Source organism: Streptomyces sp. NPDC002845 (assembly GCF_053591955.1).
In genome coordinates this window covers 1-8,095 of the sequence record NZ_JBSFUU010000163.1, presented here as the reverse complement: position 1 = coordinate 8,095, position 8,095 = coordinate 1, and the positions used below count along the sequence as shown (strand labels likewise).

General features: G+C 73.5%; 6 protein-coding genes. 3 read left to right on the top strand and 3 right to left on the bottom strand.

Translation table 11 applies throughout. The features are described from left to right. Nucleotides 1-198 precede the first annotated feature (198 nt). From fdxA to ACWD3C_RS47340, 3 genes are all read left to right on the top strand, one after another. Nucleotides 199-519, top strand: a complete 321-nt coding sequence (fdxA, locus tag ACWD3C_RS47350; RefSeq protein ID WP_451154829.1) for a ferredoxin — start codon at nucleotides 199-201, stop codon at nucleotides 517-519. A gap of 223 nt (nucleotides 520-742) precedes the next feature. Continuing rightward, complete coding sequence (locus ACWD3C_RS47345) at nucleotides 743-1,768, top strand: AfsA-related hotdog domain-containing protein (RefSeq protein ID WP_451154827.1); 1,026 nt, start codon at nucleotides 743-745, stop codon at nucleotides 1,766-1,768. Nucleotides 1,769-1,845: 77 nt separating this feature from the next. After that, nucleotides 1,846-4,581, top strand: a complete 2,736-nt coding sequence (locus ACWD3C_RS47340; RefSeq protein WP_451154825.1) for a BTAD domain-containing putative transcriptional regulator — start codon at nucleotides 1,846-1,848, stop codon at nucleotides 4,579-4,581. Between the two features lie 514 nt (nucleotides 4,582-5,095). On the opposite strand, the gene ACWD3C_RS47335 is transcribed toward ACWD3C_RS47340, so the two are convergent. The 3 genes from ACWD3C_RS47335 to ACWD3C_RS47325 all read right to left on the bottom strand — a co-directional run bounded on the left by ACWD3C_RS47335 (nucleotide 5,096) and on the right by ACWD3C_RS47325 (nucleotide 7,767). Then, on the bottom strand, nucleotides 5,096-6,124 hold the full coding sequence (locus tag ACWD3C_RS47335) for an alpha/beta fold hydrolase (RefSeq protein ID WP_451154823.1): 1,029 nt from the start codon (nucleotides 6,122-6,124) through the stop codon (nucleotides 5,096-5,098). Nucleotides 6,125-6,127: 3 nt separating this feature from the next. After that, nucleotides 6,128-6,415: a hypothetical protein gene (locus ACWD3C_RS47330; protein ID WP_451154821.1), complete on the bottom strand. Its 288-nt coding sequence runs from the start codon at nucleotides 6,413-6,415 to the stop codon at nucleotides 6,128-6,130. Between the two features lie 113 nt (nucleotides 6,416-6,528). Continuing rightward, nucleotides 6,529-7,767, bottom strand: coding sequence for an alpha/beta fold hydrolase (locus ACWD3C_RS47325; protein WP_451154819.1), 1,239 nt, complete (start codon nucleotides 7,765-7,767; stop codon nucleotides 6,529-6,531). Nucleotides 7,768-8,095 lie beyond the last annotated feature (328 nt).

Sequence of the window (8,095 nt, the reverse complement as noted above, 5' to 3'; positions counted from 1 at the left end):
TCGGCGTGTTCCGCTCCGCCGAGCGTCCGGTGTACGACACCCAGATGACCGAGCAGCTCGACACGGCCATCGAGCAGAACGGCAAGGGCGACCTGACCACCCTCCTCGCCGGCAACGACACCTGGACGGTCGGACGTTCCGCCCGGCACGCCTGATCCACCGCAACCGCCTGACCGCCGTATCCCGGGGAGGGACAGCATGACGTATGTGATCGCTCAGCCCTGTGTCGACGTCAAGGACCGGGCATGCATCGACGAATGCCCGGTCGACTGCATCTACGAGGGCCCGAGGAAGCTCTACATCCAGCCCGACGAATGCGTCGACTGCGGTGCCTGTGAACCCGTCTGCCCGGTGGAGGCGATCTTCTTCGAGGACGACGTCCCCGCCGAGTGGAGTGACTACCGGACGGCGGACGCCGAGGTCTTCGCCTGCCTCGGATCGCCCGGCGGAGCGAGCGCGGCGGGGCCGCTCGCCGCCGACCATCCGCTGGTCTCCGCGCGAGCCGCACGGGCCGCGTAGTACGTCGCACCGCCCGGTGTCCGGCCGCCGGAAGGCCGAATCCTGCGTTGATCCAGTCCCGTTCCAGGCCAGGTACAGGCCGATACCAGTGATCCAGGACACCGTGGAGGCGGTGGCGGAATCCTTTCGCCACCGCCCTGTGGCGTTGTCGCCACCGCCCTGTGGCGTTGTACGCACCGACCGCGTCCGCCGCGCACCCCGGGCATTCCCAGAAGGAGTTGGAATGGACATCACCTTCACACCTCAGCCCGCCGCATCCGCACCGGACTCCAAACAATTCACCGCACCGCTCCACCTGCTGCACAGACCCGTCACACCGGAGGGGTTCCTGCTGGACGCCGCCTCTCCGGTGGAGCAGCACTTCGCGCTCTCCGCCGAACTGCCCTGCGAGCACGAGACGTTCAACGACGGACCGGGCACCTTCCACGATCTGCTCTTCGTCGCCGAGACCCTGCGCCAGGCGACGCACTTCGTCGCACACCAGTACTTCCGGGTTGCCACCGAACGCCCCGCGGTCTTCGTCACCAGCGGGCTCGACGTTCTCGACCTCGCCTCGTGGCGCCGCACCGGCCGGCCGGCCAACATCACGCTGGACATCACCCTGGCCCCCGTGGACGTGGTCAACGGCGTCCCGCGTGGCCTCGACTGCCGGGGCGACGTGGCGATCGACGGTGTCAGCTGTGGGAGCGCTTCCGCACGGCTCCAGTTCCTGATGCCCCAGGTGTACCGGTCGCACCGCGAAGCAGGACGCCAGGAGAGTCTGCGGAGCACCGCACCGGTGATACGCCCGCTGGCCTCCACGACTGCCGCCGTCCCGGAGGAGCCGCCCGCCGTGCGGCCCGATTCGGTCGGTCGCGACGACCCGCGCAATGTCATCGTGGGACCGCCGCTGCGGACACCCCACGGGGAGTTCGTACTGCCTGTGGCCTGCGCGCCCGGCCACGAGGTCTTCGAGGCCGAGGCCGGAGGCCATGTCCCCGGCCCGGTGTTCCTGGAGGCGTCCCGGCAGGCCTCGCTGCTCGTCGCCGCGGAGCTGCACGGTCTGCGGCCCGCCCACACCATGCTGACCCGGTGGCGGGCGTCCTTCCGTGGCTTCGGGGACGCCGACCTTCCGCTGACCTGCACGGTCCTCTCTGAGGACCCGGTCCGCGACGAGGCGGGCCGTCCCACCGTCCGCACCCGGCTCGCCTTCAGCCAGGGCAGCCGGGTCCTGTGCACCTCCTCGGCCGACCTGCTCCAGGACTGCTGACCGCCTGCGGCTGCCCTGACCGCCGACCGGCGTTCCCCTCTCTCCCCACTTCACTGTCATGATCAAGGAGCTCTCCGTTGCGTTTCCGCGTACTGGGGCCGGTGAGCCTGTCGCCCCGCACTCCCTCCGCGGCGAAACCGCGCGCCCTGCTGGCCACCCTGCTCGTGCAGACCGGCGAAGTGGTCCCGGTGCACAGCCTGATCGACGAGCTGTGGGGGACGGAACCACCGCGCACCGCGACCACCACTCTCCAGGTGTACGTGTCCCAGCTGCGCAAGGTGCTCGCCCACGGCGGGAGCTCAGGACACGCCGGAGAGCTGCTGACCAGGGCTCCCGGATACCTCTTGGCGGTTCCTGAGCAGGAGTTCGACCTGCCCTGCTTCGAACGGCTGCGGACCGAGGGCCGCACCGCGTACCAGGAGGGGAACTCCGGCCGCGCCTCCCGGCTACTGCACGAGGCGCTCGCCCTGTGGACGGGGCCGGCCCTGTCGGGGATCCCGCACGGCGTGCGGCTGGAGTCCGCCGCCATCCGCCTGGACGAGCTGCGGATGGAGGTCCTCGAACATCGGATCGTCGCCGACCTGCGGCTGGGCCGTCACCAGGAGCTCGCCGGGGAACTGCTGGCCCTGGCCAACGAGCATCCGCTGCGGGAGCCCCTGCACGGACACCTCATGGTGGCGCTGTACCGGACAGGCCGCGGATCCGACGCGCTGAGGGTGTACGGGCGGCTGCGCCACTCCCTCGTGGAGGAACTCGGCGTCGAACCGGGTCCGGGCCTGTCCCGGCTGCACGAACGCGTCCTGCGCCGGGATCCGTCCCTGGACTGGCAACCGCCCCGGAACGCGCATGGCACGAACCCCGACGCCACCGGCCGCGACGCCGGTGGGCCAGGGAATCCCCGGCGTGCGGCGGGGACGGCCGGCGGACCGCGGCCCGTCCCCGGTCCGCCTCCGGTGCTGCCCTCCGCACCACCCGGGTTCGTCGGCCGGCATGAGGAACTGGCGTACGGGGAACGGGCGTTGCGCGGAGGCGCAGGTCGGCAGCCCGTGCGGGTGCTGGCCATCTCCGGGCCGGCCGGCGTCGGCAAGACCGCGCTGGCCCTGCAGCTCGCCCACCGGACAGCCGATCTGTTCCCGGACGGCCGGCTGCTGATCGCCCTGCGCGGGCCGCACGGGCGTCCGCTGAGTGCTGCGCAGGCGGGGGCGGCAGTGATGCGCCGTCTCACCGATGACGTGTCCGGCTCCCCGCTCACCGATCCCGAGGAACTGACGGACCGGCTACGACGGGCCCTGCAAGGGCGCCGGATGCTGCTCGTCCTGGACGACGCCGCGTCGGAGCAGCAGATACGACCGCTGCTCCAGTCCTTCGCGGAAGGCGCGGTGATCCTCACCGGTCGCCGCCGGGCCGCCGCCCTCGACGGCGCGGAGCACATGAGGCTGGACCCGGTGAGACCTCAGGAGGCGGTGGAACTCCTGCTCGCCGCGGGGGGCGAGCGGATGGCACAGGACCCGGTGGCGGCCGCCGAGATCGCCCGGCTGTGCGGTTGTTTCCCCTTGGCGCTGCGCGTGGCCGCGGCGGCCCTGACGGCGCGGCCGCACACCACGCCCGCCGCGCTGACAGGCCGTCTGCGCGACGAACGGACCCGGCTCGGCGTGCTGCGCGAGGGCGACCTCGATCTGCGCTCAACACTGCTGACGGGGTATCAGGAAGCCAGGCCCGCGCTGCGGCGGGCGTTCCGCCTGCTGTCCCTGGCCCCGGCCCCCGACTTCACGGCGTGGACCGCCGCGGCCCTGCTCGGCACCGGGCCGGCGGAAGCGGAGGAAACAGCCGAGGAACTCGTACGGGCCCAGCTGCTGAAGGCCCGGACCGACGGCCAGGTGGTCCGCTACGGCTACCACTCGCTGCTGCGGGTGTTGGCCACCGAGCTGCGGGAGGCGGAGGCGGACAGCGCCCGGACACGGCGGGACGCCGTCGAGCGGCTGGGCCGGGCCTACGGGACACTGGCCCGGTACGCGGACCGGCAGCTCGCCCCCGGAAGGGACTGGAAGGCGCGCCCCGCCGCCACGGACCCCTGGCTCGACGCCCCCGCGATCGTCGGCGCGAGCCCGCTGGGGTGGTTCCGCGAGGAGGCCACGGGCCTGGTGGAGACGGTACGGCAGACGCACGCGGCAGGGCTGTGGCCTCTGGTGTGGCAGCTCGCCGGGAGCGCCGCCGGGTACTTCCACGCCCGCGCCGCGTGGGCGGAGTGGGAGGAGACCCACGGGCTCGCCCTGGACGCCGCCCGGCGGGCCGGGAGCATCGAGGCGGAGGCGGCGATCCAGCACTCGTTGGGTGACCTCGCCTGGCAGCGCCGCGAGTCCGACCGGGCTCTGCGTTACCACACCGCTGCCCAGCACGCGTTCGAGCTGGTCCGCGACCGGACCGGGGTGGCACGCTGCCGGAGTGGTGTGGCCGACGTCCTGCTCGGCCAAGGCCTGCTGGAACCCGCCGCGCGGCGTTACGGGCGGGCGTTGGCGCTGTACTCGGCGGAAGGGGACCTGCGGGGCGAGGTGGCGGCGCTGAACGGGCTGGCCCTGGTCAACCTGCGGCGCGGCCGCGAGGAGGCGGCTGTACGTCAGCTGGCGCAGTGCCGACGCGCCGCGGAACGGCTGGGTGACCGCCGCTGGACGGAGTACGTCCGCCGCACCGCGGCCCGCCTGGCGGCGGATTCCCCCCGCCGGTCCTCCCCCGTCGCGCACGCGGTCGAGGTCCGGCCGGGGATGTGGCTCATCGGAACGGCCGCCTCCACCCTCCCCCCGGCGAAAGCCGCGTGACGTCCCGCGCACGCACTCCCGAGCGGCCGGCAGGGGATCGGCTCCGCACTGAGGCCAGGGAGCGGGTCTGACCCCGCGTACGAGGCCACATCGGGTTCCCGTGACCAGGAGGGCGAGCCGAGGCCCTCCTCCTGTCCGCGAGCGGTACGGGGCCCCTGACGGCGTATCGCCCAGCGGTCTGTGCGGCCATGCGGCGCGCGGCCCCGCTCAGCACCGTGGCACGGGAACCGGTCGGCTCGGCGCCCCGCCCGCGGACGTCGGCACCGAGCCCGGCGCGGAGGCCGCCGCGCCGCCCCTCCGGCCCGCGGAGTCATGGACTGGGCGGCGCCGCACCACATCGCGGGACGCGAGCCCTCCCGGGCGAGGGCCGGTCCTGGGGCAGGACCTGGTCGTAGCCGGGTACGGAGTACGCCGTGCCGGGCTGCGCCGAACCAGTGCCTCTGCCGCTCGGCGGCGGGGCCGGGGTGGGGTGGGAACCCGGTGAACATCTCCGGGTCACCGCGCCGGCGGGCCGTCAACCGGTGGCTCGCCCCCGGAAGGGGCGGGCACCGCGGGCACCGGCGCGGCGGGTGCGCAGCAGTTGCCGCCACTCCTCGGAGCTGAACCGGGCGGGCTCGGTGCGGTCGATGAAGTCGTGGAGCACGCCGAGGAAGCGTTCCGGGTCCGTGTGGAACGGGAAGTGTCCCGCCTCCTCGAATATCTCCAGCCGGCTGCCCGGCATGGAGACATGGCCGAGGCCGGCGTGGATGGCCGGGACGACCATGTCCCGTCCGCCCCACACCAGCATGGTCGGCATGCCCTGGGTCAGGTAACAGCGGTCGAGCAAGGTGCCGACCTGCCCGCGCCAGTCGACGACGGCCCGCAGGGTCCGTACGAAGGCGCTGCGGGAACTCGCGTCGGGCAGGGCGTCGACCACCCGCAGCAGATCCGGCGCGTCGACTCCCAGGCCGCTGTTCAGCGTCTTCATGACCCGGACGAACATTTCCAACTGCCAGCGCACAGTCGGCAGTTGGAATGCCGAGAGCAGCAGTCCGGCACCGGGCAGCGTGGCGGCCCGCAGCAGCGGGGAGACCTGGCGGCCGATGCCTCCGCTGCCGATCAGGACCAGACGCTCGCTGCGCTCCGGGAACTGGTAGGCGAACTGGGCGGCCACCGCGCCGCCGAGCGAGTGGCCGACGAGGGTGGCCTGCTCGATGCCGAGGGCGCTGAGCAGATCCCGCAGCCCGTTGGCGTACGCCCCGGGCGAGTAGTCGCCACGGGGTTTGTCCGACGCCCCGTGGCCGAGCAGGTCGGGGGCGATGACCCGGTACCGGGCAGCCAGGCCCGGGATGATGTCGGCCCAGGTCGCGGAGGAGTCGCCGATGCCGTGGATCAGCACCACGGCGGCTTCGCCCTTGCCCGCCATCCGGTAGGCGAAGCGATAGCCGTGCAGGTCACGGGTGCGGACGCGGATCTCGTTGCGGCCCACCGCGCGCGGTCTGGGCCGCCCGGGCTGCTGGCTGGGCCTGAAGGGCGAGCGGGCGGTGAAGGGGGCGTCGGCCACGGGTCAGGACTCCTGCGGTATCGGGTGGTGGTCACGGACGGGGCGGCGCGGGACCGGGGCGGACTCGACGACGTCCGGCGTACCCGGAGACTCACCGTCGGCGGCGCCAGGGACACGCTGGGCACGGCAGACAGGCTGGCCACCGGGGACGCTCTCGGCACCGGGATCGGGATCGAGACCCAGCGACGCCAGGGAACGCCACGGCAACGCCTGGCCGGGTGTCACGGTCCGCCAGGGAACGAACACCTGGGCCGGCGAGGAAGGAGGGGGAAGGGTGTGCACGGAGGGCATGACAGCCACCTCTGAGTAGGTGTGCGAGGAAGCGCCCCGAAAGCGGGCGCGGTGCCGCTGCCGCTCGGCATGAGCGGCGTCTGGACCAGGGACCCGGCGGACAGCCGGGACGCTCACTCGGCGGGAGCCGGGTGCGGCCGGCGGGGCACGGGGTCGGCGAAGCCGGCGGCCACAGGGCCGGACGGGCTCGTCGCGCTCGGGCCGATCACGCCGGACGGGCCGGACGGGCCGGACGGGCCGGTCGCACCGGACGCACTCGGCACGACCCCTTCCGCCGGGGCGACGGCCGACCGTTGTGCACCGGCGGTGGGCCGGGGGCGGCGTCCGCCGACCCGGTTCGTGACGCGGGCCCGCAGCAGTGACCCGATCAGCCACTTCCGCATGGCGCCCAGGTGCGCCGGGGAGCCGTGGACGTCGTCGAACTCCTTGAAGCGCACGCGGGGCAGCGCGCAACCGAGCAGCTGCCGCTCCGTGGGAGGGATGATCTCGTCCCGGGAGCTGACCACGTACCCGACCGGGACGTCGACCGCGCCCAGCACGTCCGAGCCGAGCGGGAAGTCCGCGAGCAGCGCCCGCAGTCCGTCCTCGTCGGCGGCGCCGGTGAGCCGGCACAGCGTTTCGACGGTGATCCCCGGCACCCGGGGCCACCAGACGGGATCGTTGAAGAACCCGGCCACGGGGGCACCGACGGTGTGGACCGAGCGAATGCGGGGGTCCGTGGCCGCCGCACGCAGCGCGAGGTGGCCGCTGAAGCTGAGGCCGAGGACCGAGGTGTCGGTCACCCTGGCGCGGTCGGCCAGCCGGTCCATCAGGAACGGCAGCAACCGCCAGGAGTCCACGTGGTAGCGCAGGGTGTTCTCGCCGACGCCGGGCATTTCGGTGGCCACCGCCGCGTAGCCGAGGCGGGCGAGCCGGGGCAGCAGAGACGCCCATTGCTCCTTGAGGCTGACGATGCCGCCCATGACCAGGAGCAGCGGCCGTTGACGGCGGGCGTCGAGTCCGCTCGCCCAGCAGGCGACCGTACCGTCCGGGTGGTCGAGGACCACGCGTTCGACGCCCCGTCGGCAACGCCAGTCGTCGAAGGTCCGTACGCAGTTGTCCTGGGCCCTGCGCCGGACGTCGTCGCCGTGGTACGGGAAGCGGGCGAGCGCGTAGCGTCGGCAGGCGTCGAGCGGGCGGCCGGCGAAGGCCAGCCGGTCGGCCTCGGCGGTCCACACTCGGGCCCAGGACGCGGGGTGTCCGGGCTCGTCGTTGGTGATCCTCGGCAGTACGGCCGTGACCTGGCGTTCGCTGATGCCCTGGCCGCGGGCGTGCAGCCGCGCGAATTCCTTGAGCTCTCCGAGGTGGTCCATCGCTGTTCTCCGTCTCCTCCGGGATACGGGGCCGATGCCCAGGGGATGCGGCCGGAGGGCTCAAAGGCCTTCCTGGTCGTACCGGCTGCGGGCGGGGCTGTCCGGTCGTACGAGGTGGCGGGCGGGCGCCCGGGCCGGGAATGGGGGATGTCCCCGGACGGCCCGCCCGGAGAAGATGCTGGCTGCCGTCCCTTAAGCCCTGCTGGCGCACCGGTTGCGCCCCGCTTGTCGTGCCCGGGAGCCCGCCGGGCCGTGGCTGAGCGGCCCCGGGGACCCGTTCGGCACGGCGTACGGCGGCGCGCTGGTGCGAAGAGGTGTCCTCTTCGCA

Bases quoted from the DNA above. Each gene is read 5' to 3' on its own strand.
- fdxA (WP_451154829.1), top strand. From the start codon at position 199: ATGACGTATGTGATCGCTCAGCCCTGTGTCGACGTCAAGGACCGGGCA.
- ACWD3C_RS47345 (WP_451154827.1), top strand. From the start codon at position 743: ATGGACATCACCTTCACACCTCAGCCCGCCGCATCCGCACCGGACTCC.
- ACWD3C_RS47330 (WP_451154821.1), bottom strand. From the start codon at position 6,415: ATGCCCTCCGTGCACACCCTTCCCCCTCCTTCCTCGCCGGCCCAGGTG.
- ACWD3C_RS47325 (WP_451154819.1), bottom strand. From the start codon at position 7,767: ATGGACCACCTCGGAGAGCTCAAGGAATTCGCGCGGCTGCACGCCCGC.